22 protein-coding genes are annotated in these 25,490 nt (G+C 67.7%); 14 read left to right on the forward strand and 8 right to left on the reverse strand.

The features are described from left to right. Positions 1 to 89 precede the first annotated feature (89 nt). Complete coding sequence (locus tag SY91_RS14850; RefSeq protein ID WP_185920968.1) at positions 90 to 4,676, forward strand: FtsK/SpoIIIE family DNA translocase; 4,587 nt, start codon at positions 90 to 92, stop codon at positions 4,674 to 4,676. A 121-nt stretch (positions 4,677 to 4,797) separates the two neighbouring features. On the opposite strand, the gene SY91_RS14855 is transcribed toward SY91_RS14850, so the two are convergent. After that, positions 4,798 to 6,045 (reverse strand): lactonase family protein, encoded by a 1,248-nt coding sequence (locus SY91_RS14855; protein WP_011545866.1) that lies wholly within the window; start codon positions 6,043 to 6,045, stop codon positions 4,798 to 4,800. A gap of 167 nt (positions 6,046 to 6,212) precedes the next feature. Here SY91_RS14855 and SY91_RS14860 point away from each other — a divergent pair, with 167 nt between their 5' ends. Both SY91_RS14860 and SY91_RS14865 read left to right on the forward strand, forming a co-directional pair. Then, positions 6,213 to 8,042: a glycoside hydrolase family 15 protein gene (locus tag SY91_RS14860; protein ID WP_185920969.1), complete on the forward strand. Its 1,830-nt coding sequence runs from the start codon at positions 6,213 to 6,215 to the stop codon at positions 8,040 to 8,042. A gap of 211 nt (positions 8,043 to 8,253) precedes the next feature. After that, complete coding sequence (locus tag SY91_RS14865; protein ID WP_006478199.1) at positions 8,254 to 9,744, forward strand: polyhydroxyalkanoate depolymerase; 1,491 nt, start codon at positions 8,254 to 8,256, stop codon at positions 9,742 to 9,744. Positions 9,745 to 9,855: 111 nt separating this feature from the next. Here the strand turns inward: SY91_RS14865 and SY91_RS14870 are convergent, their stop codons facing one another. After that, positions 9,856 to 10,488 (reverse strand): TetR family transcriptional regulator, encoded by a 633-nt coding sequence (locus SY91_RS14870; protein WP_006478198.1) that lies wholly within the window; start codon positions 10,486 to 10,488, stop codon positions 9,856 to 9,858. Between the two features lie 267 nt (positions 10,489 to 10,755). Between SY91_RS14870 and rsxB the strand changes: the two genes are divergently transcribed. Both rsxB and nth read left to right on the forward strand, forming a co-directional pair. Then, complete coding sequence (gene rsxB / locus SY91_RS14875) at positions 10,756 to 11,673, forward strand: electron transport complex subunit RsxB (protein WP_023476744.1); 918 nt, start codon at positions 10,756 to 10,758, stop codon at positions 11,671 to 11,673. Next, the gene (gene nth, locus SY91_RS14880) at positions 11,670 to 12,314 is read left to right on the forward strand and encodes an endonuclease III (protein WP_006478196.1); all 645 of its coding nucleotides are present in this window, start codon (positions 11,670 to 11,672) and stop codon (positions 12,312 to 12,314) included. The genes rsxB and nth overlap by 4 nt, the downstream gene beginning before the upstream one ends. Positions 12,315 to 12,372: 58 nt before the next feature. On the opposite strand, the gene SY91_RS14885 is transcribed toward nth, so the two are convergent. Beyond that, positions 12,373 to 13,302: a DMT family transporter gene (locus SY91_RS14885; protein WP_175683490.1), complete on the reverse strand. Its 930-nt coding sequence runs from the start codon at positions 13,300 to 13,302 to the stop codon at positions 12,373 to 12,375. Between the two features lie 210 nt (positions 13,303 to 13,512). On the opposite strand from SY91_RS14885, the gene SY91_RS14890 reads away from it, so the two are divergent. Further along, positions 13,513 to 13,947 (forward strand): DUF1841 family protein, encoded by a 435-nt coding sequence (locus tag SY91_RS14890; RefSeq protein WP_034174488.1) that lies wholly within the window; start codon positions 13,513 to 13,515, stop codon positions 13,945 to 13,947. A gap of 117 nt (positions 13,948 to 14,064) precedes the next feature. Here SY91_RS14890 and SY91_RS14895 read toward each other — a convergent pair whose 3' ends face one another. Then, the gene (locus SY91_RS14895; protein WP_006478193.1) at positions 14,065 to 14,424 is read right to left on the reverse strand and encodes a c-type cytochrome; all 360 of its coding nucleotides are present in this window, start codon (positions 14,422 to 14,424) and stop codon (positions 14,065 to 14,067) included. A gap of 40 nt (positions 14,425 to 14,464) precedes the next feature. Continuing rightward, positions 14,465 to 14,824 carry a c-type cytochrome gene (locus SY91_RS14900; RefSeq protein WP_006478192.1) on the reverse strand — a complete coding sequence of 120 codons (360 nt, stop codon included), beginning with the start codon at positions 14,822 to 14,824 and terminating at the stop codon, positions 14,465 to 14,467. Between the two features lie 244 nt (positions 14,825 to 15,068). Between SY91_RS14900 and SY91_RS14905 the strand changes: the two genes are divergently transcribed. The 5 genes from SY91_RS14905 to SY91_RS14925 all read left to right on the forward strand — a co-directional run bounded on the left by SY91_RS14905 (position 15,069) and on the right by SY91_RS14925 (position 20,214). After that, entirely contained in the window at positions 15,069 to 15,911 is an 843-nt protein-coding gene (locus SY91_RS14905) for an AAA family ATPase (protein WP_027806662.1), read from the forward strand. 28 nt (positions 15,912 to 15,939) lie between these two features. Further along, the gene (locus SY91_RS14910; protein ID WP_006478190.1) at positions 15,940 to 17,115 is read left to right on the forward strand and encodes a vWA domain-containing protein; all 1,176 of its coding nucleotides are present in this window, start codon (positions 15,940 to 15,942) and stop codon (positions 17,113 to 17,115) included. A gap of 55 nt (positions 17,116 to 17,170) precedes the next feature. Further along, entirely contained in the window at positions 17,171 to 18,382 is a 1,212-nt protein-coding gene (locus SY91_RS14915; RefSeq protein ID WP_006478189.1) for a benzoate/H(+) symporter BenE family transporter, read from the forward strand. A 181-nt stretch (positions 18,383 to 18,563) separates the two neighbouring features. Further along, the gene (gene tal, locus SY91_RS14920; RefSeq protein ID WP_043887817.1) at positions 18,564 to 19,517 is read left to right on the forward strand and encodes a transaldolase; all 954 of its coding nucleotides are present in this window, start codon (positions 18,564 to 18,566) and stop codon (positions 19,515 to 19,517) included. A 241-nt stretch (positions 19,518 to 19,758) separates the two neighbouring features. After that, positions 19,759 to 20,214 (forward strand): VOC family protein, encoded by a 456-nt coding sequence (locus tag SY91_RS14925; RefSeq protein ID WP_023476748.1) that lies wholly within the window; start codon positions 19,759 to 19,761, stop codon positions 20,212 to 20,214. Positions 20,215 to 20,312: 98 nt separating this feature from the next. Here SY91_RS14925 and mctP read toward each other — a convergent pair whose 3' ends face one another. From mctP to SY91_RS14940, 3 genes are all read right to left on the reverse strand, one after another. Continuing rightward, the gene (mctP, locus tag SY91_RS14930; RefSeq protein ID WP_023476749.1) at positions 20,313 to 21,863 is read right to left on the reverse strand and encodes a monocarboxylate uptake permease MctP; all 1,551 of its coding nucleotides are present in this window, start codon (positions 21,861 to 21,863) and stop codon (positions 20,313 to 20,315) included. Continuing rightward, entirely contained in the window at positions 21,860 to 22,102 is a 243-nt protein-coding gene (locus SY91_RS14935; protein WP_006478185.1) for a DUF3311 domain-containing protein, read from the reverse strand. Before SY91_RS14935 ends, mctP begins: the two co-directional genes overlap by 4 nt. 198 nt (positions 22,103 to 22,300) lie before the next feature. After that, positions 22,301 to 23,218 carry a spermidine synthase-like protein gene (locus SY91_RS14940; RefSeq protein ID WP_023476750.1) on the reverse strand — a complete coding sequence of 306 codons (918 nt, stop codon included), beginning with the start codon at positions 23,216 to 23,218 and terminating at the stop codon, positions 22,301 to 22,303. 147 nt (positions 23,219 to 23,365) lie between these two features. Between SY91_RS14940 and SY91_RS14945 the strand changes: the two genes are divergently transcribed. From SY91_RS14945 to SY91_RS14955, 3 genes are all read left to right on the forward strand, one after another. Further along, positions 23,366 to 23,620: a hypothetical protein gene (locus SY91_RS14945; protein WP_006478183.1), complete on the forward strand. Its 255-nt coding sequence runs from the start codon at positions 23,366 to 23,368 to the stop codon at positions 23,618 to 23,620. A 263-nt stretch (positions 23,621 to 23,883) separates the two neighbouring features. Continuing rightward, a complete protein-coding gene (locus SY91_RS14950; protein WP_023476751.1) occupies positions 23,884 to 24,579 on the forward strand; it encodes a hypothetical protein in 696 nt (231 codons plus the stop codon). 73 nt (positions 24,580 to 24,652) lie between these two features. Continuing rightward, positions 24,653 to 25,456 (forward strand): hypothetical protein, encoded by an 804-nt coding sequence (locus SY91_RS14955; RefSeq protein ID WP_023476752.1) that lies wholly within the window; start codon positions 24,653 to 24,655, stop codon positions 25,454 to 25,456. Positions 25,457 to 25,490: the final 34 nt, after the last annotated feature.

The raw sequence follows: 25,490 nt of genomic DNA on the forward strand, positions 1-25,490 counted from the left end.
GAATCACGCCGCGTTAGAGTCTTGTTCGCCGGCCGGTTAAACTCGGCGGGTCGCGCCCCGCGCGCCCCTCCCCACTCCTGTTTCAAAGCATGCACACGGTTGTCTTCGGCTGGTTCGGCATCTCCGCCGTCTGGTTCCTCCTTCTCTTCTGGCGTCTCGTGCAGGCGATGCTGCCCGGCGGCGGCGGGCTTGCCGGCCGCGGCTCGATCCGCCTGTGGCTCGGCTTCGCCGCGGTATTCATCGCAAGCGTCACGCTGACGAGCCCGCTCTCGGGCCCCGACACGAACGCGCTCGGCCATGCGTTCTCGGCCGGCTTCGCCCACGTGCTCGGCCCGATCGGCACGCCGGTCGCGATGGTCGTGCTGTTCTTCGCCGGCTTGCCGTGGCTGACCGGCATCGGCTGGCGGCAGTTCGCCGGGTGGGTCGACACGTCGTTCGGCGTCAAGCTGTCGCGCGCCGGCGACGACGACGACGCGCGCGGGATCGCCGACCTGCCGCGCAGTGCGTTGCATCGCGACGACGACGTCGTGCAGCCGACCACCGCGCATACCGTCAACTCGATGGCGCCGCGCCAGAACGGCCGGTATTCGCGCCCGACAGTGTGGAAACCCGATCCGCAGGCACGGCCGAAGCCGCGCAGCAAGACCCCGCCGCGCCCCCTTGCGGAACCCGTCGCGCCGTCGGGCTGGCTGAAGCCGAGCGCGCCGCAGCGCCCGCCTGCGGCGCCCGCGCCGATCCCGGCCAGCGCGATGCCGCCGCCGACCACCGGCAGCACCGCCAGCCTCGCGCGCGCGGCAGCGAACACGCAAGTGCCGCGCCCCGCGCCCGCCCCGCTTCCGGCCGGATTCGAACCCGTCCGACCGCGCCCGACCGCCGCACGCCCAACCACCGCCGCGCTGACGCAGACGGCGCCGCGCGCCACGGTCACGCCGCGACCGGCTGCTACGCAGCCGCCGCGTCCGCCGGTGCGCCCGGTCACAGGAACGACGCCAGCCGGCCTGTCGACGGACGCGGCACGACGCCGCCCGGCGCCGCCCGCGCCGGCGCGCGCGCCGCTCTATGCGTGGAACGAGAAGCCGGCCGCGCCGATTACGCCCGCACCGAGCGTTCACGACACGCTGCGTTCGATCGAGGCCAGCACCGCGCAATGGGCGTCGCTGGGCGGCGCGCCGTCCGGCGATGCAGCGCAGACGGCGGCTGCTGCCGTGGCCGGTGTCGCCGGTGTCGCCGCCGCAGCCGGCAGCGTGGCCGCGCCGGCATCGGCGGCCGTGTCGAATGCGTTCGGCTCCGCGACGCACGGCATCGCAGCCCAGGACGCCAATACTCCGGCCGAACACGATGCCGCGCCCGCATACGACGACAACGCGCCGATCGTGCTCGACGCCTTCATGCCGGCGCAGTCCGGCATCGCGCAGGCTCCGGTTGGCGATTTGTCCCCTCCTGCATTCGGTGACGCTGAACCGAACCCACGGTCGAATGCCGGCAGCGACGATGCCGCGTTCTCGCATCGCGCCGACGACGCAATCCGTCACGTCGACGCTACGCCCGCCGCGCCGGCATTCGGGGTCGCAGCACCGTCGATCGACGCACCCATCGACCTCGCGCCTTGGGAAGATGTCGTCAGCGCGCCGGTTCCGGCGCTCGACGCGTCGACCGGAAACCCGATCGCCGAGCCGCCGGCAGTCACCGCGGGACCGCAATCCGCGCATTCAGCCTTCCCACAAGGAAGCGATGCAGCGGTTCGCGACCTCGACACCAGCAAGCCAACCGGGTCTATCGATATCGACGACCACGCCGACGCGCAACCGGCGTCTGCAATCGATCGCGCCGCTTCGGCCCGCGTGCCTCAAGGGGCTGCCGACCCGCACGCCGCCGCGAAGCCTGCCGACGGCATCGTTCCGTTCGCTGCCCTGCCCGCTTCGTCGCTCGCGGGAACGTCCGTGAGCGCAGGTTCGGAAACGGCGTCGATCGCGGCAACGTCCGCACCGGCGGCGTCGAATCACGTGCCGGACGCCGTCAAGCCGGTCGAGGCGGCGGAACCCGCGGCACCGCTGTCGGCGGTCGCTCAACGCGCGACGCCCGCTACATATTGGACCGCGCCGACGATACCGCCCGCAGCGACACAAACGACCGTTGCCGCTGAACCGCCGAAATCGCCGGCGGTTCAGCCGTTTGCCGCAACCTCGGCGGCTTCGGCCGTCAATGCATCGCCGCTGACCGGCGCGGCTCATGGCTCGACTGCACAAGCGTCCGCGCCCGCCTCCGCATCGAACATCGCGCCCGTCGCTACCGCAGTTTCCCCCGTCGGCGTAACCGGCACGGCGTCCGCTTCGCCGTCGCAACCGGCCGCCTCGGCATCGCCTGTTACTTCCGTTGCGTCGGCATCGCCGGCCGGTATCACGGACCTGACCGACGGTTCGCTTTCCCGCGCCTCGACGCCTGCATCAACCGATGCGCCCGCCGTGATGCCGTCGACGACTGGCGCATCGGCTTCGACGTTCGGCTCGACTGCGCAGGCGCCCGTAACGCCGGTGCCCGCTACCGCGACGCCCGCGACTTTCACGTCCACATCGATCGCCGCGCCGTCTTCCGCGTCGGCATCGGCATTTCCTGTCGACACAGCAGCCACGTCGACCGGTACGACGACCTTCGCTCCATTCGGCTCATCGGGCGCGGTCGCTCCGCAACCGCCAATCAGCCTGCCCGTATCGCCAACCGCGTCCGCCGCGACGTCGACGTCCTTCACGTCCTTCAGCGCGCTCGCGCCGACGACCACGGCCGCCGCCACGCCAGCGCACCCGATCGCTAGCGCGCCTGTCGCCGCGGCCGGGCCGCTGACGTCCATCGGTTCGACCACCGCGACGCAGGCTCCATCGATCGCGTCCGTCCCTGCCGCCGCCCCGGCCGCGACTCAGACGTTCACGACATCGCCCGCCCCTGCCGTCTCATCGTCGGGCTGGTCCATGTCGCATGACGTGACGGCAGCACCGACCACGGCACCGCTGGCGGCAACCGTCCCCGGCGCGAACCTGCCGACCACGCCGGCAACCGTCGTTTCTGCGCCGCCATCGCCGGCAGTCCCGCCGATGGGCGCACCGGCCTCCCATCCAATCGAGGCAATCGGCCCCGCCCAAGCCGATACCCCGGCCCGCCCGCCGCGCCTGAACGCGTTCGAATTCCACGCACCCGCGTCGTTCAACGTCGAACTGCCGACGCTCGACCTGCTCGAGCCCGCGTCCGACGACGTCGAAATGATCACCGACGAACACCTCGCGCAAACCGCGCAGGTGATCGAGCAGCGGCTGCAGGAATTCAAGGTGCCGGTGACGGTGGTCGGCGCGTCGGCCGGCCCCGTGATCACGCGCTTCGAGATCGAACCCGCGCTCGGCGTGCGCGGCAGCCAGATCGTCGGTCTGATGAAGGACTTGTCGCGCGGCCTCGGCCTCACGTCGATCCGCGTCGTCGAGACGATCCCCGGCAAGACCTGCATGGGCCTCGAACTGCCGAACGCGAAGCGCCAGATGATCCGCCTGTCGGAAATTCTTGCCGCACGCGAATACCAGCATTCGCCGTCGCAACTGACGATCGCGATGGGCAAGGACATCACCGGCCACCCGGTCGTCACCGATCTCGCGAAGGCGCCGCACATGCTCGTGGCCGGCACGACGGGTTCGGGCAAGTCGGTCGCGATCAACGCGATGATCCTGTCGCTGCTGTACAAGGCGACGCCGGAAGACGTGCGGCTCATCATGATCGACCCGAAGATGCTCGAGCTGTCGGTCTACGAAGGCATCCCGCATCTGCTCGCGCCGGTCGTCACCGACATGAAGCTCGCGGCGAACGCGCTGAACTGGTGCGTCGGCGAAATGGAGAAGCGCTACCGGCTGATGTCGGCCGTCGGCGTGCGCAACCTCGCGGGCTTCAACCAGAAGATCCGCGACGCGGAAGCGAAGGAAAAGAAGATCGGCAACCCGTTCTCGCTGACGCCCGAGGATCCGGAGCCGCTGTCGACGCTGCCGCTGATCGTCGTCGTGATCGACGAGCTGGCCGACCTGATGATGGTCGCCGGCAAGAAGATCGAGGAACTGATCGCCCGCCTCGCGCAGAAGGCGCGCGCGGCCGGCATCCATCTGATCCTCGCGACGCAGCGGCCGTCCGTCGACGTGATCACCGGCCTCATCAAGGCGAACATCCCGACGCGCGTCGCGTTCCAGGTGTCGTCGAAGATCGATTCGCGCACGATCCTCGACCAGATGGGCGCGGAGTCGCTGCTCGGGATGGGCGACATGCTGTTCCTGCCGCCGGGCACCGGTTATCCGCAGCGCGTGCACGGCGCGTTCGTCGCCGACGAGGAAGTGCACCGGATCGTCGAGTACCTGAAGCAGTTCGGCGAGCCGCAGTACGAGGAAGGCATTCTCGACGGCCCGGCCGCCGACGGAGCGACGCAGGACCTGTTCGGCGACGCGCCGGACGCGGAAGCCGATCCGCTGTACGACGAAGCCGTCGCGTTCGTCGTGCGCACGCGGCGCGCGTCGATCTCGTCGGTGCAGCGGCAGTTGCGCATCGGCTACAACCGCGCGGCGCGGCTCGTCGAGCAGATGGAGGCGGCCGGTCTCGTGTCGGCGATGGGCATCAACGGCAGCCGCGAGGTGCTCGTGCCGGCCGCGGCCGACTGAGGCAGGCGGCCCGCCGGCCGCCGTTCATCGAGATGGGCGCGTCGTGAAACCAACTGCCTGAAATACGAAGGGCGCTGCATCGGCAGCGCCCTTCTTGCATCAGCCTGGAATCGAGCGGGACTTACTGCGCGACCGGCACCAGCTTGAAGTCGACCGGCTTGCCGACCGCGATCTTCTGCGGATTCGCGCCGAGCTGCCCCGTTTCGACATCGCGACTGAACACGTAGAACGTGTCGCTGTCCTGGTTGCCGACGATCAGCCACTTGCCGGTCGGATCGATCAGGAACTCGCGCGGCGTCTTGCCGAGGCTCGACTGGCGGCCGACGTGCTTCAGCCGGCCGTCGGCCTTGTTCACCGCGTAGATCACGAGATCGTTCGCGTCGCCGCGGTTGCTCGCGTACAGGAAGCGGCCGTCCGGCGACAGGTGGATCGCGCCACCGCCGACCTTGCCCTTGAAGCCCGGCGCCGTCATCGGCAGCGTCTCGATCGGCGTCAGTTTGCCGTCGTGATAGCCGAACACCTCGACCGACGCGTTGAGTTCACTCGTCACGTACGCGAACCGGCCGTCGGCGCTGAACACCATGTGACGCGGGCCCGAGCCCGCCTTCACCGGCGTGTAGCGCGTGTCGGTCGGGCTGATCAGCCCGCGACTGCCGTCCACCGTGTAGCGGTAGCCGTATATCTTGTCCGCGCCGAGATCCTGCACGAACAGATAGCGGCCATCCGGCGAAAACACCGTCGAATGCACGTGCGCGCCGTCCTGGCGGCCCTTCACCGGCCCGGTGCCTTCGTGGTGGACCGTCAGCACGGCCTGACCGACCGCGCCGTCGTCGCGCAGCGGAAGCACCGCGAAGCTGCCGCCCGGGTCGGCCGCGACCGAGTAGTTGGCGGTGACGAGGTACTTGCCGTCCGGCGACAGCGCGAGATAGCACGGATCGTTCCCTTCCGACGATACGCGGTCGATGAAGCTCAGCGCGCCCGTCTTCGCGTCGAAGCGGAACGCGCTCACGCCGCCGCGCTGCGTCGCCGGTCCGTCGTCGCCGGGCAGCTCGTTGACCGCGTAGACGGTGCGACCGTCGCGGCTCGGCAACAGGTACGACGGATTCACGGTCTTCGCCGACGACACCGGCGCGACGCTGCCGCTCTTGGTATCGAAGCGGTAAACGTAGATCCCGTCGCTGCCGCCGCCCGTATAGGTGCCGACGAGCAGGTTGTAGACGCCGTCGGCCGGGGCGGACGATTGCTGCGCGAATGCGTGGGTCGCGGACAGGGAAAGCACGATCGCGAAACCTTTCATCCAGTGAGCGAACCTAAGCGGGAACCCTCGTGTCGAAGCGCGTGCGTCACGCTCGCGTAAACGGTTGGGCATTGAATCCTCCTTGCATCGAGTCGCTTCAAGTGTTGAGATAGGACGAAACGCCGGCCGTTCACGCGCTCCGCCGCCCGGCCGAGTATACGGGGCGCGGCGCCCGCGCGTGAAGTCGAGGGCGCCGACGTCCGCATTGTGAAACTCGAATACCCAAGGATCGCCTGCCCATGCCCGCCCTGATCGAAGACTACGCCCTCGTCGGCGACGGCCACACGGCCGCGCTGATCGCAAAAGACGGCTCCGTCGACTGGCTGTGCTGGCCCCGCTTCGATTCGGGCGCCTGCTTCGCGGCGCTGCTCGGCACGCCGGAACACGGCCGCTGGCTGCTTGCTCCGGCCGCCGACGCCGCGATCACGCACACGACCCGCCGCTATCGCGGCGACACGCTGATTCTCGAAACCGATTACGAAAGCGCCGACGGCGCCGTCACCGTGATCGACTTCATGCCGCCCGGCAACGGCTGGTCCGAACTGGTGCGGATCGTCGTCGGCCGCCACGGCAAGATGAAGATGCGCATGGAGCTCGTGTTGCGCTTCGACTACGGTTTCTCGATTCCGTGGGTCACGCAACTGACCCGCGAGGACGGCATGAAGGCCATCGCCGGCCCCGATACCGTCGTGCTACGCACGCCGGTGCCGCTCACCGGCAAGAACCTCCATACGCTCGCGGAATTCACGGTCGGCGCCGACGAGCGCGTGCCGTTCTCGCTCGGCTACGCGGCGTCGCACATGCGGCTGCCGCCCGCGCGCGATCCGCTGTCGATGCTCGCGCGCACCGAGAACTACTGGCTCGAATGGTCGGGCCGCTGTCAGGTGCAGGGCCGCTACGCGGCCGCCGTGCGCCGCTCGCTGATCACGCTGAAGGCGCTCGCGTACGAGCCGACCGGCGGCATCGTCGCCGCGCCGACCACGTCGCTGCCGGAGAAGATCGGCGGCAACCGCAACTGGGACTACCGCTACTGCTGGCTGCGCGACGCGACGATCACGCTGCTCGCGCTGATGCGCGGCGGCTACTACGACGAGGCGCGTGCGTGGCGCACGTGGCTCGGCCGCGTGATGGCCGGCTCGCCCGAGCAGATCCAGATCATGTACGGAATCGCCGGCGAGCGCCGGCTGCCGGAAATGGAGCTCGACTGGCTGCCCGACTACCAGGACTCGCTGCCGGTGCGCGTCGGCAACGGCGCCGCGAACCAGCTCCAGCTCGACGTGTTCGGCGAGGTGATGGCCGCGCTGCACCTCGCGCGCGTGGGCGGCCTGCAGGCCGACGACACGGTCTGGTCCGTGCAGTGCGCGCTGCTCGACCATCTCGAGAAGATCTGGCAAGAACCCGACGAAGGCATCTGGGAAACGCGCGGCGGCCGGCGCCATTTCACGTTCTCGAAGGTGATGGCGTGGGTCGCGTTCGACCGCGCGATCAAGTCGGCGGAGATGTTCCGGCTGCCCGGCTCGCTCGACCGCTGGCGCGCGCTGCGCGAGCAGATCCATGCGGACGTCTGCGCCAACGCATGGCACGAAGGCAAGCAGGCGTTCGCGCAGAGCTACGGCAGCGACGAGCTCGACGCGAGCGTGCTGCTGCTGCCGCAGCTCGGCTTCCTGCCGCCGGAAGACCCGCGCATCGTCGGCACGGTCGAGGCGATCGAACGGGAATTGCTGCACGACGGGCTCGTGATGCGCTACCGCACGACCGAATACGACGACGGCCTGCCGCCGGGCGAAGGCACGTTTCTCGCGTGCAGCTTCTGGCTGGTCGACAGCTATGCGCTGCTCGGCCGGATCGACGACGCGCATCGGCTCTTCAGCCGCCTGCTCGCACTGTCGAACGACCTCGGGCTGCTCGCGGAGGAATACGACCCGGTCGCCGGGCGGCTCGTCGGCAACTTCCCGCAGGCGTTCTCCCACGTGGCGCTCGTGCACACCGCGATGAACCTGATGCACCACGAAGACGCGATGGCGCGCGCGGCCGGCCAGCCCGCGCCGGCCGTGGCCACCGGCCGCTGAACGGCGCGCGCGGGCCTTGTTCAGAGATCGTCAAATCGCAACACTTTGATGAAAACCCGGGGAAATGTTGCATTGCACCACCGATCGTTGTCCGATATGATCGACGAGATTGTCCGGCTGCAATGCAACATGGCCGGTCGCTGACCCACACGGCACGCCGCGACGCCTCACGCCGCCCTTGCGCACCGTCCCCCACGCGGGAGTAGCCTGCATGCTTTACCAACTGCACGAATTCCAGCGGGCCATGCTGAGCCCGCTCACGGCCTGGGCCCAGGCCGCCTCGAAGTCGTTCGCGAATCCGTCCAGCCCGTTCTCGCTGATGCCCGGTGCCCCGCGGATGGCGGCTGCCTATGAGCTGATGTATCGGCTCGGCAAGGATTACGAGAAGCCGGAATTCAACATTCATCAGATCGTCAAGGACGGCCACAACATTCCGATCGTCGAGCAGACGATCATCGAGAAGCCGTTCTGCCGCCTGCTGCGCTTCAAGCGCTATTCGGACGACGCCGACGCCGTCACGCAACTGAAGGACGAGCCGGTCGTGCTGGTCTGCGCGCCGCTGTCGGGCCACCACTCGACGCTGCTGCGCGACACCGTGCGCACGCTGCTGCAGGATCACAAGGTCTACATCACCGACTGGATCGACGCGCGGATGGTGCCGGTCGAGACCGGCCCGTTCCACCTGCACGACTACATCGCGTACATCCAGGAATTCATCCGTCACATCGGCGCGCGCAACCTGCACGTGATCTCGGTATGCCAGCCTACGGTGCCGGTGCTCGCGGCGATTTCGCTGATGGCGAGCCGCGGCGAGGACACGCCGCTCACGATGACGATGATGGGCGGCCCGATCGACGCGCGCCGCAGCCCGACGTCGGTGAATTCGCTCGCCACGCAGCACTCGACCGCGTGGTTCGAGAACAACGTGATCCACACGGTGCCCGCGAACTATCCGGGCGAAGGCCGCCAGGTGTATCCGGGCTTCCTGCAACACACCGGCTTCGTCGCGATGAACCCCGAGCGGCACGCACAATCGCACTGGGATTTTTACCAGAGCCTGCTGCGCGGCGACGAGGACGACGCCGAAGCGCACCGCCGCTTCTACGACGAGTACAACGCGGTGCTGGACATGGCCGCCGAGTATTACCTCGAGACGATCCGCGTCGTGTTCCAGGAATTCCGGCTCGCGGAAGGCACGTGGGACGTCGAAGGCGAGCGCGTGCGGCCGCAGGACATCAAGCACACCGCGCTGATGACGATCGAGGGCGAACTCGACGACATCTCGGGCAGCGGCCAGACGCACGTCGCGCACGAGCTGTGCACGGGCATTCCGCAAGACGATCGCCGCAGCCTGACCGCCGAGAAATGCGGCCACTACGGGATCTTCTCGGGCCGCCGCTGGCGCACGATCATCTATCCGCAACTGCGCGACTTCATTCGCGAGCATGCGTTGGAGCCCAAGCCCGGCGCGACGAAGTTGCCCGTCGATGCCCAGGATGCGACCGCGATCGGCGTCGTGCCGGCCGCCAAGCCGGAGCCGGAAACCGCGGTGCGCGCCACCGCCGCGAAACGCACGCGCGCGAAGGCGCCGGCCGTGACGGTTGCGCCCGCCAGGACGCCCGCCGCGAAGGCCGCGCCCGCCGCGAAACGCGCGGCCGGCAGCCCGCGCGCAAAAGCCGCGCGGGTCCGCAAGGCCGCCTGACGCGCGGCGTTCCGACGCAAAAACGCCGCCGTTGCTTGACGCACGGCGGCGTTTTTTTATCCCGGCGCGGCCGCGAGCGGGCGGCTCATCGGCTCGCCTCCGTTCGTCGCGTCAGCGCCGCAGCAGATACGCGAGCAGCACCTCGGTGTTCATCCGGACCATCTCCGCGCGCTCGTCGGTGTCGGTGAAGTCGCGGCCGAGCGTTGCAGCGAGCGTGAAGCGGTTCGACACGATGTAGTAGCCGAGCCCCGACAGCGTCACGTAGAAGCGCAGCGGATCGACGTCGCCGCGGAACAGCCCGGCCTTCTGGCCGCGCATCAGCACGTTGCCGAGCTTCGCGACGATCGGCGACATCATCTCGCGGATTCGCGTCGACTTGTGCAGATAGCGCGCTTCGTGCAGGTTCTCGTTGTTGATGAGCCGGAGCAGCTCCGGATGGTCGCGGTAGTAGTCCCAAACGAAATGCGCGAGCCGCGTGACGGCTTCGACCGGCGCGACGCCGTCGAGATCCAGCACGCGCTCGGCCTCGGTCAGCGCGGAGAACGCGTGTTCGAGCACCGCCGTGAAGAGCTGCTCCTTGCTGCCGAAGTAGTAATAGAGCATGCGCTCGTTCGTTTCGGCCCGGCGCGCGATCTGGTCGACGCGCGCGCCGAACAGCCCTCCATTCGCGAACTCTTCGGCTGCCGCCATCAGGATGCGGCGGCGCGTACCTTCAGGATCTCTTTTGATTTTTGGCTGATTCATGGTGGCGCTTTGCTATGTGAGCCGCTTGATTCGGACCGACACCCCCACCGCCTCGGCGCCGGCCGCCCTGGAACGGGCGCGCCGCGGGCGGCCGCCCTCCTGCTGAGCCCCTGCAAAAAAGCGGTTCGATTATGCGCATAGACGGCGTCCGGCGCAATGCGGGAAATCGGCGATAATCGAGCTTTGGCAAACCTCTCCGGCCGCGCCCGACGCGGCCGACCGAGAGCCATTCGGCGCCGCTGCGCCCGTTGTCAGCCTGTTGTCACCGTGACCGACTCCAAAACACTCGCGGATCGCATCGAAGATCTGCTTCCCCAGACGCAATGCACGAAGTGCGGCTATAACGGCTGCCGTCCGTACGCCGAGGCGATCGCCGCCGGCGACGCGAACTACAACCAGTGCCCGCCCGGCGGCGCCGAAGGCATCGCGCGCCTCGCGAACCTGCTCGGCAAGCCGGTAATTCCGCTGAACCCCGTGAACGGCAGCGAGCATCCGCGCGCGGTCGCGTTCATCGACGAAAACCTGTGCATCGGCTGCACGCTGTGCATGCAGGCGTGCCCGGTCGACGCGATCGTCGGCGCGCCGAAGCAGATGCACACGATCGTCGCGTCGCTGTGCACGGGCTGCGACCTGTGCGTGCCGCCGTGCCCGGTCGACTGCATCGCGATGCTGCCGGTGACCGGCGATCGCACGGGTTGGGACGCGTGGTCGCAGGAACAGGCCGACGCCGCGCGCGAACGCCACGACCTGCGGCTCGCGCGCGAGCGCCGCGAGCGCGAGGCCGCCGAAGCGCGTGCCGCCGCCCGCCGCGCGGCCAGTGCCGCCAAGCCGGTTGCGGAGTCCTCTGCAACGCAGCCCGGTTCGCAGCCGGACACGCCGGCCGCCGCCGCGCCGGCCGACGATGCCGAAGCGAAGAAACGCGCGATCATCGCCGCCGCACTCGAACGCGCGCGCAAGAAGAAGGAAGAACTGTCCGGGCAAGGCGCCGGGCCGAAGAACACCGAAGGCGTGAGCGCGGCCGTCCAGGCGCAGATCGATGCGGCCGAAGCCCGCCGCAAGCGGCTCGCCGAACAGCAGGCGCAGCGCGATGCCGAAGCCGCATCGGGCAGCAACGACCACGACAACGACGCAGGCAACGACGATCCGGACGGCCCGTCCGCGCCGCCCGACCAGAACGCTCCATGAACGCCAGCAAACGACGCGCGATCTACGAAACGCTGCAGAGCCTCAATCCGCATCCGACCACCGAGCTCGAATATTCGACGCCGTTCGAGCTGCTGATCGCCGTGATGCTGTCCGCGCAGGCGACCGACGTGTCGGTCAACAAGGCGATGCGGAAAATGTTTCCGGTCGCGAACACCCCGCGACAAATCGTCGCGCTTGGCGAGGAAGGCGTCACCGAGTACATCAAGACGATCGGCCTCTATCGCACCAAGGCGAAGAACGTGGTCGCGACGTGCCGGATCCTGCTCGAGCGCTACGACGGCGAGGTGCCGGCCGATCGCGAAGCGCTCGAAGGCTTGCCGGGCGTCGGCCGCAAGACCGCGAACGTCGTGCTGAACACCGCGTTCGGCCAGCCGACGATCGCGGTCGACACGCATATCTTCCGCGTCGCGAATCGCACCGGGCTCGCGCCGGGTAAGGACGTGCGGGCCGTCGAGGCCGCGCTCGAGAAGTTCACGCCGAAGGAATTCCTGCAGGATGCGCATCACTGGCTGATCCTGCACGGGCGTTACGTGTGCAAGGCCCGCCGGCCCGAATGCTGGCACTGCGCGATAGAGCCGCTGTGCGAGTTCCGGCCGAAGACGCCGCCGCCGAACGAATAAGCATCAGGCAGCGCGGGCGAGCTCCGCAGGCGCCGTCGAGACGCCCCCCCTTCCCCGCTTACGCGTTGGATGTCGCCGTCGCGTCGTCGGCGGCCGCGCCGCCCGCGCGCACGAGCGCCAGCACGGCCGCCAGAATCGCGACGCCGCCCGCCCACTGCAGCGGCGACAACGCTTCCCCGAACAGCAGCGCCGCAAGCGCGACCGTCACGACCGGTTCGAGCGTCGACAGCATCGACGTGCGCGCGGCCCCGAGCCGCTCGAGCCCGGCGAAGAACGCGAGCATGGCCGCGACCGTCGACACCAGCGCGATCGCGAGCATCGACGCCCAGCCGCCGGCCGTCGCGGGCCAGCGCGGCGGCGCGCCGAACGCCGCCGTTCGCACGACGGCGATCGCGACGAGCGTCGCCGTGGCCGACAGGCAGATGATCGCGGTGGTCGCGAGGGGATCGACGCCGCGCGTCGCCTTCGTGCCGCCGACGATGTACAGCGAGTAGATCACCGCGGCGGCCAGCGCCAACGCGATCCCGAGCGGCTCGCCGTGCCCGCCGCCGACCATCAGCGCCGAACCCGCGACGCACAGCACCAGCGCGACGGCCTTCGCCCGCGTCAGGCGCTCGCCGAGCCACCACGCGGCCAGCAGCGTGACGAACGCCGGGTACAGGTACAGCAGCAGCGCGACGAGACTCGCCTGCGCGTGCTGCAGCGCGCTGAAATAGCAGAACGACTGCCCGACGTAGCCGAGCGCGCCCATCGCCACCAGCGGCGCCAGTGCCCGGCCGCGCGGCCAGGCGACGCGGCGGTGCCGCGCGATCGCCGCGAGCACCGCGCCGCCGATCGCGAAGCGCACGATCAGCAGCCCGAGCACGTCGACGCCGGCCGCATACGCATAGCGGCCGAAAATCGCCATCGCGCCGAACGCGGCGGCGGACAACGCGACGTAGAGCGCACCCTGCAGGGCGGCGGACGATGAGCGAACGGTGGCGGTCATGATGAAACGGGCGAACGGGCGCCGTGACGGGAATCGTCGGAGTGTAGCGGCGCGGCGGTGCCGAGCCTAGCCCACGCTTACCCGTTGCGCGGCGGGCGGCCGCGCGTTCCGCGCCGACCGCTCCCGGGGCCGGCGCCAGCACCGTCCGCCGCGCCGGCGTACAATGCCCGACGCGGCATGACGCCGTCCGAATCACGACGTTTCCCCACCATGTTCAATCCGAGCCGCGACGACGTGCGTCGCTTTTTCACCGAGACCTGGCGCAAGCAGCGCGCGGGCGAGATCCTGACGCCGCTGGAAGCGATCGCGGCCGACTGGATCGTCGAGCACCCCGAATACCACGACGACCTGGCCGACGCCGACGGCGCGGCGGCGCGCAACTACACGCCCGAGGAAGGCCGCACCAACCCGTTCCTGCACCTGTCGATGCACCTCGCGATCAGCGAGCAGTTGTCGATCGATCAGCCGCCCGGCATCCGCGCCGCACACGACAAGCTGGCCGCGAAGCTCGACTCGACCCACGACGCGCAGCACGCGATCATGGAATGCCTCGGCGAGACGATCTGGGAAGCGCAGCGCACCAACACGCCGCCCGATACCGACGCGTACCTGCAGCGCATCCTGCGCCGCGCGTCGCGCGACTGAGCGCGCAGGCCCGGCACATCCCGCCGCGCCGGGCTGCGGACAGCCGGGCCGCGGACAAAAAAATACCCCGCCGAGGCGGGGCATTGTTGCTGCGCGAGCCCGTGAGGCCCGTCGCGCTTACTTCTTGAACACGAGGTCGGTTTCCTTCAGCGACTCGATGTAAGACGCGATGTCCTTCATGTCGCTGACCGACAGGTTCTGTACCTGCGCCTGCATGATCGCGTTGTTGCGGCCGATCAGCGGGTTCGTCAGCCCCATCTGGTACTGGCGCATCGCCCACACGAGATAGTCGGCGTGCTGGCCGGCGAGGCGCGGGTACTCCGCGTTGATCGGCTTGTTCAGCTGCGCGCCGTGGCAGGCCGCGCAGTTGTGCGATTCGACCAGTTCCTTGCCCTTCGAGATGTCCGCGGCGTGCGCGGTACCGATCGCGAGGCCGGCCGCCAGTGCAACCGCCGCCGTCTTGAATGCGTTGTTCATGAATGCTCCTGTCCCGCCGGAGAGATCGGCGGCGCGCGCTTTACTTGTAGGGGTTGTCCTTCGTGTCGGCCTTCTGGGCGGCGTAGTACGCCGACAGATCCGCGATGTCCTGGTCGGTCAGCGAGCCGGCGATCGCATTCATCGACGGGAAGTGACGATCCTTCTTGCGGTAGGCCTTCAGCGCGTTCTCGAGGTATTGCTGGTTCTGGCCGCCGAGGACAGGCACCCGGTAGACCTCCGGGTACGCCGCGCGGTAGTCCTGGATGCCGTGGCAACCGATGCACATGGCGGCCTTGCTCGCCCCGTCCTTCGGGTTGCCGACCACACCGGCCGCCTGCGCGCTGCCCGCGAGCGCCACGAGCGCTGCGACAACGACGTGTTTGCCGACGAATTTGTTCATAGCTCTTGTAACCTAGCTTGAGGGGAAACTGGCGCCGAAGCGGCAACGGCCCGCGCCGTTTTGCTTGTCGGTCGCCACGCAGGCCAAAAAAAACGGCCAGATTGTACCGCGTCGGCGGGGAACGCGTCCATACGGCGCCCCGGTTCGCCCCGCCACAGCCCTGCAACGATACGCGGGCGCGGCCCGCCCGGACAGCCCTTCTGACTTATACTGGGTTTTTTCCCCGATGAAGAAGAGCGTCGCCATGCGTTTCGAAGGGTCCTCGCACTACGTCGCCACCGACGATCTGAAGCTCGCGGTCAATGCCGCGCTGACGCTGCAACGCCCGCTGCTGATCAAGGGCGAGCCCGGCACCGGCAAGACCATGCTGGCCGAGGAAGTGGCCGCCGCGCTCGACATGCCGCTGCTGCAGTGGCACATCAAGTCGACCACCAAGGCGCAGCAGGGCCTGTACGAATACGACGCCGTGTCGCGGCTGCGCGACTCGCAGCTGGGCGACGAGCGCGTGAAGGACATCGCGAACTACATCGTCAAGGGCGTGCTGTGGCAGGCGTTCGACGCCGAGCAGCCGAGCGTGCTGCTGATCGACGAAATCGACAAGGCCGACATCGAATTCCCGAACGACCTGCTGCGCGAGCTCGACCGGATGGAGTTCCACGTGTACGAGACGCGCGAGACGGTCCGCGCGAAGCACCGCCCGCTCGTCATCATCACGTCGAACAACGAGAAGGAGCTGCCCGACGCATTCCTGCGCCGCTGCTTCTTCCACTACATCCAGTTTCCCGATCCGTCGACGATGCAGAAGATCGTCGCAGTCCACTTCCCCGACATCCGCGAGGAGCTGCTGCGCGCGGCGCTCGAGAGTTTCTTCGAATTGCGCGGCGTGTCGGGCCTGAAGAAGAAGCCGTCGACGTCCGAACTGCTCGACTGGCTGAAGCTGCTGCTCGCCGAGAACATCCCGGCCGACGCGCTGCGCGGCGCGGACGCGAAGCAGATCGTGCCGCCGCTCGCGGGCGCGCTGCTGAAGAACGAGCAGGATCTGAGCCTGCTCGAGCGGCTCGTCTACATGAACCGGCACAACCGGTAATCCTCCCTCACCCCGCGAAGGCCCGGCCATGCTGCTCAATTTCTTCTACGCGCTGCGCGCAGCCAAGCTGCCCGTCTCGGTGAAGGAATACCTGACGCTGCTCGAATCGCTGAAGGCCGGGCTGATCTCGCCGTCGATCGACGCGTTCTACTTCCTCGCGCGGATGACGCTCGTCAAGGACGAGCAGTACTTCGACAAGTTCGACCAGGCGTTCGGTGCGTATTTCCATGGCGTGTCCGCACTGCCGTCCGAGGCGTTCGACATCCCGCTCGACTGGCTCGAGAAGCGCCTCGAGCGCGAGCTGTCGCCGGAGGAGAAGGCGCAGATCGAAGCGATGGGCGGGCTCGACAAGCTGATGGAGCGTTTGAAGGCGCTGCTCGACGAGCAGAAGGAACGCCACGAAGGCGGCAACAAATGGATCGGCACGGGCGGCACGTCGCCGTTCGGGCACGGCGGCTACAACCCCGAAGGCGTGCGCATCGGCGGCCCGTCGAACGGCAACCGCACCGCGGTGAAGGTGTGGGAAGCACGCGCTTACCGCGACTACGACGACTCGGTCGAGATCGGCACGCGCAACATCAAGGTCGCGTTGCGGCGGCTGCGCCGCTTCGCGCGCGAAGGCGCCGCCGAGGAGCTCGACCTGCCCGGCACGATCCGCAGCACGGCCGCGAACGCGGGCTGGCTCGACCTGCGGATGGTGCCCGAGCGCCACAACAACGTGAAGGTGCTGATGCTGCTGGACGTCGGCGGCTCGATGGACGACCACATCAAGCGCACCGAGGAGCTGTTCTCGGCCGCGAAGGCCGAATTCAAGCACCTCGAATTCTTCTACTTCCACAACTGCGTGTACGACCACCTGTGGAAGAACAACCGCCGCCGCCACGCGGAACGCACCGCGACGTGGGACGTGCTGCACAAGTTCACGCCCGACTACAAGCTGATCTTCGTCGGCGACGCGACGATGAGCCCGTACGAAGTGCTGCAGCCCGGCGGCTCGGTCGAATACAACAACCCGGAAGCCGGCGCCGTGTGGCTGCGCCGCCTCGCCGACCAGTTTCCGCATCATGCATGGCTGAACCCCGAGCCCGAGCGACTATGGGAGTACCGGCAGTCGGTCGCGGTCATCCGCGACCTGCTCGGCCATCGCATGTATCCGCTCACGCTCGCGGGCCTCGAAACCGCGATGCGCGCACTCAGCAAGTAACGACACCCACTCGCAGATATACAGGCCGCATCCGAGCGGCCGCCCCGGAGAGAGCATGAACCCTTCGTCCACCGCGAGTGCCGGCCGCGCCGGCGGCCGCCGCTTTTTCGCCGATACGTCCGTGTCCGCGCTCGTCGCCGGCTTCGTCGCGATGATGACCGGCTACACGAGTTCGCTCGTGCTGATGTTCCAGGCCGGCCGCGCCGCCCACCTCACCGATGCGCAGATCTCGTCGTGGATCTGGGCGCTGTCGATCGGCATGGCGGTGACGACGATCGGCCTGTCGCTGCGCTACCGCGCGCCCGTCGTGGTCGCGTGGTCGACGCCCGGCGCCGCGCTGCTGATCGCGTCGCTGCCCGGCGTGCCCTACCCCGAGGCGATCGGCGCGTTCGTCGTATGCGCGCTGCTGCTGACGGCCGTCGGCGTGAGCGGCCTGTTCGACACGCTGATGAAGCGCATTCCGGCCGGCATTGCGGCCGCGCTGCTCGCGGGCATCCTGTTCGAGATCGGCATCGAGATCTTCCGCGCCGCGCAGTTCCAGACCGCGCTGGTGCTCGCGATGTTCTTCACCTACCTGATCGTGAAGCGCCTCGCGCCGCGCTATGCGATCGTGACGACGCTGATCGTCGGCACAGTGGTAGCCGGCGGCCTCGGCCTGCTCGATTTCAGCCGCTTCCACATCGCGCTCGCGCAGCCGGTGTTCACGATGCCCGCGTTCTCGATCGCGTCGATCGTCAGCATCGGCATTCCGCTGTTCGTCGTCGCGATGGCGTCGCAAAACGTACCGGGCATCGCGGTGCTGCGTGCGGACGGCTACCCGACGCCGTCGTCGCCGCTGATCGCGACGACCGGCCTCGCGTCGCTGCTGCTCGCGCCGTTCGGCTCGCACGGCGTGAACCTCGCGGCGATCACGGCCGCGATCTGCACCGGCCCCGAAGCGCACGAGGACCACGCGAAGCGCTACACGGCCGCCGTGTGGTGCGGCACGTTCTACCTGGTCGCCGGCGTCTTCGGCGCGACGATCGCCGCGTTGTTCGCGGCGCTGCCGAAAGCGCTCGTCGTGTCGGTCGCGGCGCTCGCGCTGTTCGGCTCGATCATGAGCGGGCTCGCGAACGCGATGCAGGACGTGAAGCAGCGCGAAGCGGCGCTCGTCACGTTCATGGTGACCGCGTCGGGCCTCACGCTGCTGTCGATCGGCTCGGCATTCTGGGGGCTCGTCGCCGGGGTCGTCACGCAGGTGATCCTGAACGCGCGGCGGCCCGCGTGACGCGGCTCGGCCGCCTGCCGCGGCGCGCGCCGCCGCGCCCGCCCGGCACGCCAAAACGTGCGCGACACGAATCGGGCCTAAAATGATGGATCGGAAGCGGCGCCCGGCGCCGCTTCGCTTCGCCGCCGCGCTCGCGCGGCCCGTGAGAACCCGGCGCCCCGCGCTCTTCTTCCGAATCGCCATGACTACCGCACTCGACCAGCTGAAGCAGTACACGACCGTCGTCGCCGACACGGGCGACTTCCAGCAGCTTGCGCAATACAAGCCGCAGGACGCGACCACGAACCCGTCGCTGATCCTGAAGGCCGTCCAGAAGGATGCGTACAAGCCGATCCTCGAGAAAACCGTCCGCGATCATCGCAACGAAAGCACCGATTTCATCATCGACCGCCTGCTGATCGCATTCGGCACCGAAATCCTGAAGCTGATCCCGGGCCGCGTATCGACCGAGGTCGACGCTCGCCTGTCGTTCGACACGCAGCGCTCGATCGACAAGGGCCGCGAGCTCATCAAGCTGTACGAAGCAGCCGGCGTCGGCCGCGAGCGCATCCTGATCAAGCTCGCGTCGACGTGGGAAGGCATCCGCGCGGCCGAGGTGCTGCAGAAGGAAGGGATCAAGTGCAACATGACCCTGCTTTTCTCGCTCGTGCAGGCCGCCGCGTGCGCGGAAGCCGGCGCGCAACTGATCTCGCCGTTCGTCGGCCGCATCTACGACTGGTACAAGAAGCAGGCCGGCGCCGAATGGAATGAAGCGCGCGACGGCGGCGCGAACGATCCGGGCGTGCAATCGGTGCGCCGCATCTACACGTACTACAAGACGTTCGGCTACAACACCGAAGTGATGGGCGCGAGCTTCCGCACGACCAGCCAGATCACCGAGCTCGCCGGCTGCGACCTGCTGACGATCAGTCCCGATTTGCTGCAGAAGCTGCAGGAGAGCAACGAGACGGTCGCCCGCAAGCTGTCGCCGGAAACGCTGCAGGACAAGCCGGCCGAGCGCGTCGCGATCGACGAGGCGTCGTTCCGCTTCCAGCTGAACGACGAAGCGATGGCCACCGAAAAGCTCGCCGAAGGCATCCGTGTGTTCGCCGCCGATGCGGTGAAGCTCGAGAAGCTGATCGACGCGCTGCGCTGAGCCGCACGACGCGTCAGCGGCTGTCAGCAAGACTGACAACAACCGTCAGCAAGCGCTGCAAACGGTCGCGAACAGGATGTTCGCGGCCGTTTTTTATTTTTCATTCCATCGTCAAGCACGCGCACTACAATCCACGTCACGGGTGCGACGGCCGCCTCCCGATGCGCCCTTTCCCCAGTCAATCTTGCACGACGCCGCGCCAGCGCCGACGCGCCGGCACGGCTCATTCCAGGAGACAACGATGCAAGTTCAACCGTACCTGACGTTCTACGGTCGTGCCGACGAAGCCCTTCAGTTCTACGAAAAGGCACTCGGCGCGAAGACGATGTTCAAGATGCACTTCAAGGACGCTCCGCCGAATCCCGATTACCCGATGTCGCCGGAGATGAGCGACAAGGTGATGCACGCGAGCTTCACGATCGGCGACTCGATGATCATGTGCTCGGACGGCGATTGCAGCCAGCCGGCGGGCGCCGCGCACGCCGGCTATTCGCTGTCGCTGAACCCGGCGACGGTCGAGGAAGGCCAGAAGCTGTTCGATGCGCTCGCCGACGGCGGCGAAGTGACGATGCCGTTCGGCAAGACGTTCTGGGCGCTCGGCTTCGGGATGGCGAAGGATCGCTTCGGCGTGCACTGGATGGTCAACGTCGAGGATCTGTCGCAGCGCGAGGCGCTCGCGAAACGCGCGCAGGGCTGACGCAAAGGAAACGCCCGCCACCTTGCGGTGGCGGGCGTTTTCGTTGCCGGGCAGCCGGCAATGCGTCGTGCGCGGCACGCGGCCGCGCACGGCCCGTATCAACCCTCGACGACGTCGAGATAATCCTCCGGCCGCGTGCGATCCTCCGCATGCGCCATGCCGATCACGCGCACCAGCACGCTCACGACCACCGACACCACCAGGTTCACGATCAGCGACCACACGGCCGCGTAGCCGGGAATCGCGAGGCCGAACAGGTGGATCGTGAAGATCGAACTCGCCAGCTTCAGCGAGACCGCCATCCACGTGCCGCAGACGATGCCGGCCGCCCAGCCGGCCAGCAGGCCGCGATGGTCGAGCACGCGCGTGTACAGGCCGAGCACGATCGCCGGCAGCGTCTGGATGATCCAGATCCCGCCGAGCAGCTGCAGCTGGATCGCGTAGGTCAGCGGCAGCCCGAGGATGAACACGACCGCGCCGACCTTCACGATCAGCGACACGAGCTTCGCGACGTGCGTCTCCTGGTCGTGCGACATGTTGCGGTTCACGAACTCGCGGTGGATGTTGCGCGTGTACAGGTTCGCGGCCGCGATCGACATGATCGCCGCCGGCACCAGTGCACCGATGCCGATCGCCGCGAACGCGACGCCGACGAACCACGACGGGAAGTACTCGAGGAACAGCGCGGGCACCGCGAAGTTCGGGCCGAACGCCTTGAAGTACGGCGCGTACTGCGGCATGTCCTTCACGCCGGAGGCGAGCGCCATGTAGCCGAGCAGCGCGAGCAGGCCGAGCACGAACGAGTACGCGGGCAGCATCGCCATGTTGCGGCGGATCGAGTTGCCCGACGACGACGACAGAATCGCCGTGACCGAGTGCGGATACAGGAACAGCGCGAGCGCCGAGCCGATCGCGAGCGTCGCGTATGCGCTGTAGCCGTTCAGGCTCATCGCGTCGGGCGCCTTCAGCAGCAGCTTCGCGGGCGGCACGGCGGAGAAGATGTGCCCGAACCCGCCGAGCTTCGCGGGGATCACGATGACCGCGGCGGCGATCGTGACGTAGATCAGCACGTCCTTCACGATCGCGATCATCGCGGGGGCGCGCAGCCCCGACGTGTACGTGTAGGCGGCGAGGATCGCGAACGCGATGATCAGCGGCAGGTCGCCGACGAACCCGGTCGTGTCGAAGCCGAGCGCGCCGATCACCACCTCGATGCCGACGAGCTGCAGCGCGATGTACGGCATCGTCGCGACGATGCCCGTCACCGCGATCGCCAGCGCGAGCATCCGGCTGCCGTAGCGCGCGTTGACAAAGTCGGCGGCCGTCACGTAGCCGTGCCGCTTCGCGATGCTCCACAGTTTCGGGAACACGACGAACGCGAACGGATAGATCAGGATCGTGTACGGCAGCGCGAAGAAGCCCATCGCGCCGGCGCCGAACACGAGCGCGGGCACCGCGACGAACGTATAGGCCGTGTAGAGATCGCCGCCGAGCAGGAACCACGTGACGATCGTGCCGAAGCGGCGTCCGCCGAGGCCCCATTCGTCGAGATGGGCGAGATCGCCACGCCGCCAGTTCGCGGCCAGGAAACCGATGATCGTGACGCCGATGAACAGCAGGACGAAGACGAAGGTCGCGCCGAGATTCATTGCGCACCTCCTTGCGTACCGCTCGCCTTCCACGCGTTCTTGGTCTTGAAGTACACGAACGCGGTGATCACCGCGCTGATGAAGACCCAGAGCAACTGGTACCAGTAGAAAAACGGAAAACCGAACCATTGCGGTTCGATCTTGCTGTACGACGGCACCCAGACCATCGCGATCAACGGCAGTACCAGCAGCCAGAGCCAGCGCTTCGCGGCCCGGTTGGCGTCGGCATCGTGAGCCATGACGTCTCCTCTTCTATCCCGGTTATCGATCTTGTTGAGCGGGTACGGCACCGAGAGGAGCGGCGAAACGGGTAGGCTGCGGCTCCCCTGGCTTCGCGCCAGTATAGGAGCCGCGAGTACGCGGTCAAGCAGGGGCGAACCCGAGGTGATCCGCCCCTTGTCACTGGGATGCGCCGGCTTGCGCCGGCGCCTCCTGCGTCAGATCGAGAACGCGGTGTCGCGTGCGCCGTCCGTTGCTTTCAAAGCTTTCACCCACTTGCGCGCGGGCAGCTTGAGCGTGTCCTCGATCAGCTTCGCGCGGGCGTCGAGCTGGGCGAACGGCACGTCGAGCGCGGGGCCCGAGAACGCGATCGCGATACGGTTGCCGTCGTGCACTTCGGGCAGCGCGATCACGCGGTGGTCGAACGCCGCATTCAGGTGCTTCATGTTGCGCACGAAGCTCGGATGATCGCCGAACAGGTTGATCGTCGCGATGCCGGCATCGGCGAGGCAGCCGCGCACCGCGCGGTAGAACGCGACGCTGTCGAGCACGGGGCCGCGCGCGGTCGCGTCGTACAGGTCGATCTGGATCGCACCCGCCGTGCCGCGGTTGGCCGGGTCGTTGACGAAGTCCCATGCGTCGGCTTCGTGCACGGCGAGGCGCGCGTCGTCGGGCGGTAGCGCGAACATCGTGCGCGCGGCGACGATCACCGCCGGGTTCAGCTCGACGGCCTCGACCTTCGCGTGCGGCAGGAAACGATGCGAGAACTTGGTCAGCGCGCCGGTGCCGAGCCCGAGCTGGACGATCCGCTCGGGCGTTTCGAGGAACAGCAGCCAGACCATCATCTGCTGCGCGTATTCGAGCTCGATATGCAGCGGCTTCGAGATCCGCATCGCGCCCTGCACCCACTCGGTACCGAAGTGCAGGAAGCGCACGCCGCCTTCTTCGGAGAACGTCACGGGCGCGAAGCGCGGCTTGCGCGGCGCTTCGAGCACCGGCACGTCGTCGTGTTCGTCGATGTCAGGGCGGCGCTTCACGCGCGGCGGCTGGAGTTTTTCGGAGCCGTTGTAGGCGGACGGCTTGCGTTGCTTGAATGCGCGTGCCTCGGCGGACGCGCGCTTGATCAGTCGGGTCATGATGGTTGAATCTCGCTGGGTGACGCTGGATGAGCGGACGAGAGGATAGCATTGGTGGGAGGCGGAGGCCGCCGACGCGTGCCCCGCCACGCGTGACGTCGAATCCCGTCGGCGCTACGCTGCATTCGCGGACCCACAGGAGAGCGCATGACCTCGCACGACAAGAAGATCTGGTTTCCGGCGAAGCGCTACGGCTGGGGATGGGGATTGCCGGTCGCGTGGCAGGGCTGGATCGTGCTGCTGCTGTTCGCGATCGGCGTCATCGCGAGTGCATGGCTCGTGCCGCCGCATCGGTCGCCGGTGGCGTACGGGGCATGCCTCATGGTGCTGGTCGCGCTGCTGACTGCGGTGTGCTGGCTCAAGGGCGAGAAGCCCCGGTGGCGATGGGGCAACGACGATTGAGCTGACACATCGAAGTCGTTTTTGCTGCCTGACGACCGCGCGTCGTACGGCGGTGCATGCAGCGTCGGCTCGCCGCGCACCGTGCCCGGCAACCGCCGGAACGGGACGCCATTTTGTTCAGTTTGACACCGGCGTTGGCCAGACAGCATGCTGGTGCCGCGCATGCATTTTCTTTCGACGGGACCGGTTGCGCCGTAACGTCATCGAAGCCTGCCAATATCCGCTCTGGCCATACCTGCTCCATTACACGGGATTTCGTAAGCATGAGTCACATCCACTTCATTGGCGGGGAAAAAGGCGGCGTCGGCAAATCGCTCGCGGCCCGCGTGCTGGCCCAGTATTTCATCGATCGGAGCATGTCCTTCGTGGGCTTCGATACCGACCGATCGCACGGCGCGCTCCTGCGGTTCTATGCCGATTTTGCCGCGCCCGCCGTGCTCGACCAGCATGACAGCCTCGATCCGGTCATGGAATCGGCGCTCGAAGATCCGCAACGGCGCATACTGGTGGATCTCGCGGCCCAGACGCGGCAGTCGCTCGCCAAGTGGCTCGACGATTCGGACGTAGTCGACTTCGCCAAGGAACACGGCCTCACGCTGACGTGGTGGCACGTGATGGACACTGGACGCGATTCGGTCGATCTGCTGCGGCAATGGCTCGACGAATTCGGCGGACGAATCAAGCTGGTGCTGGTGCTGAATGAAGTCCGCGGCGATCGCTTCGAGATTCTGGAGGCCTCCGGCGAACGCGAGCGGGCCGAAGCCCTTGGCGCCAGCGTGATTACGCTGCGCCGCCTGCCCGATACGACCATGCAGAAGATCGATCGGCAAAGCGCGAGCTTCTGGGCGGCGGTCAATCATCCCGACCGCGCCGCCACGGGGCTCGGCTTGCTGGAACGGCAGCGCGTCAAGGTCTGGCTGCATCGTACTTATGAGGAGCTGGGCACGCTCGCCCTGTAGCACGGGCCCGTGACGGTGCGGAGTGTGCGGCGGGTTGCCCGCGTGGCTCATACCGGGAAAACTTGGAGGCTCGATGGCCGATCACGACAGACTGCATCCACTCCGTCCGTTCCTGAAAAACTGGGTCTGGGAGCACGGTCGAATCGGGACGCGCTATCTGGACTGCGTGGATCGCGAAATCAAGTTCGACGAAGGCAAGAAATCGCATTTCGCCGCCGAGCAATATACCTACGTGCCGCTGGGCAAGAACGCTGAGGACGACACGTCCGCGGAGGGTCCCGCGATCCACGATGCCGGACTTGCCCGCTTTTTGCGGGCGGCGCAGATGGGCACGCCCGGGGAAGCCGGCTCCGTGGCGGAGGTTCAGCGCGCGGTGCAGGATTGCGTGGAGATCGGCCTGTTCAGCGCGTATCAACGGGAGGCTCGCCAGGCATGGGCCCGCTACGCGCAGGAACCGATGTTCGAGGACGAGATCCGCGCGGCGGTCGTCGACGACATCCGGCGAATTTACGTCGGCATGCGAGAACAGCTGGCGCTGTACGATTTCAGTGTGCTCTACGGCTTGCCCACGCCGCTGCTGATCAGCGACACCCCCTTCATCGACTGGCGCGTGATCGCCAGTCCGGCACTTCCGTTCGTCTCGCTTCCGCTGGGACCTTACTGCCTGCTGGTAGGCGCGCCGTCGGGCAGAAGTAGCCGAATCGGCCCGGTGGTCTGGAAGGCCGCTGCCGCGCTGGGGCCGTTGAAGGACCACAACCGCCGGATCGAGGAGCATGCGCGGCTGTGGCTGGTGGCGACCACCGATGATCAACTCGTCGCGGCACAAAGTCGCATCGTCTCGGCCGCGGGCACCAGGCAAGGCGAGGCGAAGCCTTGACCGGTAGCGTCGAGTGGCGGCGCGGTCGCATCAG

Source organism: Burkholderia cenocepacia, from assembly GCF_014211915.1.
In the GTDB taxonomy this organism is placed as follows: Bacteria; Pseudomonadota; Gammaproteobacteria; order Burkholderiales; family Burkholderiaceae; genus Burkholderia; species Burkholderia orbicola.

Excerpts from the sequence above, each read along its gene's own strand:
- SY91_RS14850 (WP_185920968.1), top strand. The coding sequence starts at position 90 with ATGCACACGGTTGTCTTCGGCTGGTTCGGCATCTCCGCCGTCTGGTTC.
- SY91_RS14855 (WP_011545866.1), bottom strand. The coding sequence starts at position 6,045 with ATGCCCAACCGTTTACGCGAGCGTGACGCACGCGCTTCGACACGAGGG.
- SY91_RS14860 (WP_185920969.1), top strand. The coding sequence starts at position 6,213 with ATGCCCGCCCTGATCGAAGACTACGCCCTCGTCGGCGACGGCCACACG.
- SY91_RS14865 (WP_006478199.1), top strand. The coding sequence starts at position 8,254 with ATGCTTTACCAACTGCACGAATTCCAGCGGGCCATGCTGAGCCCGCTC.
- SY91_RS14870 (WP_006478198.1), bottom strand. The coding sequence starts at position 10,488 with ATGAATCAGCCAAAAATCAAAAGAGATCCTGAAGGTACGCGCCGCCGC.
- nth (WP_006478196.1), top strand. The coding sequence starts at position 11,670 with ATGAACGCCAGCAAACGACGCGCGATCTACGAAACGCTGCAGAGCCTC.
- SY91_RS14885 (WP_175683490.1), bottom strand. The coding sequence starts at position 13,302 with ATGACCGCCACCGTTCGCTCATCGTCCGCCGCCCTGCAGGGTGCGCTC.
- SY91_RS14890 (WP_034174488.1), top strand. The coding sequence starts at position 13,513 with ATGTTCAATCCGAGCCGCGACGACGTGCGTCGCTTTTTCACCGAGACC.
- SY91_RS14895 (WP_006478193.1), bottom strand. The coding sequence starts at position 14,424 with ATGAACAACGCATTCAAGACGGCGGCGGTTGCACTGGCGGCCGGCCTC.
- SY91_RS14900 (WP_006478192.1), bottom strand. The coding sequence starts at position 14,824 with ATGAACAAATTCGTCGGCAAACACGTCGTTGTCGCAGCGCTCGTGGCG.
- SY91_RS14905 (WP_027806662.1), top strand. The coding sequence starts at position 15,069 with ATGCGTTTCGAAGGGTCCTCGCACTACGTCGCCACCGACGATCTGAAG.
- SY91_RS14910 (WP_006478190.1), top strand. The coding sequence starts at position 15,940 with ATGCTGCTCAATTTCTTCTACGCGCTGCGCGCAGCCAAGCTGCCCGTC.
- SY91_RS14915 (WP_006478189.1), top strand. The coding sequence starts at position 17,171 with ATGAACCCTTCGTCCACCGCGAGTGCCGGCCGCGCCGGCGGCCGCCGC.
- tal (WP_043887817.1), top strand. The coding sequence starts at position 18,564 with ATGACTACCGCACTCGACCAGCTGAAGCAGTACACGACCGTCGTCGCC.
- SY91_RS14925 (WP_023476748.1), top strand. The coding sequence starts at position 19,759 with ATGCAAGTTCAACCGTACCTGACGTTCTACGGTCGTGCCGACGAAGCC.
- mctP (WP_023476749.1), bottom strand. The coding sequence starts at position 21,863 with ATGAATCTCGGCGCGACCTTCGTCTTCGTCCTGCTGTTCATCGGCGTC.
- SY91_RS14935 (WP_006478185.1), bottom strand. The coding sequence starts at position 22,102 with ATGGCTCACGATGCCGACGCCAACCGGGCCGCGAAGCGCTGGCTCTGG.
- SY91_RS14940 (WP_023476750.1), bottom strand. The coding sequence starts at position 23,218 with ATGACCCGACTGATCAAGCGCGCGTCCGCCGAGGCACGCGCATTCAAG.
- SY91_RS14945 (WP_006478183.1), top strand. The coding sequence starts at position 23,366 with ATGACCTCGCACGACAAGAAGATCTGGTTTCCGGCGAAGCGCTACGGC.
- SY91_RS14950 (WP_023476751.1), top strand. The coding sequence starts at position 23,884 with ATGAGTCACATCCACTTCATTGGCGGGGAAAAAGGCGGCGTCGGCAAA.
- SY91_RS14955 (WP_023476752.1), top strand. The coding sequence starts at position 24,653 with ATGGCCGATCACGACAGACTGCATCCACTCCGTCCGTTCCTGAAAAAC.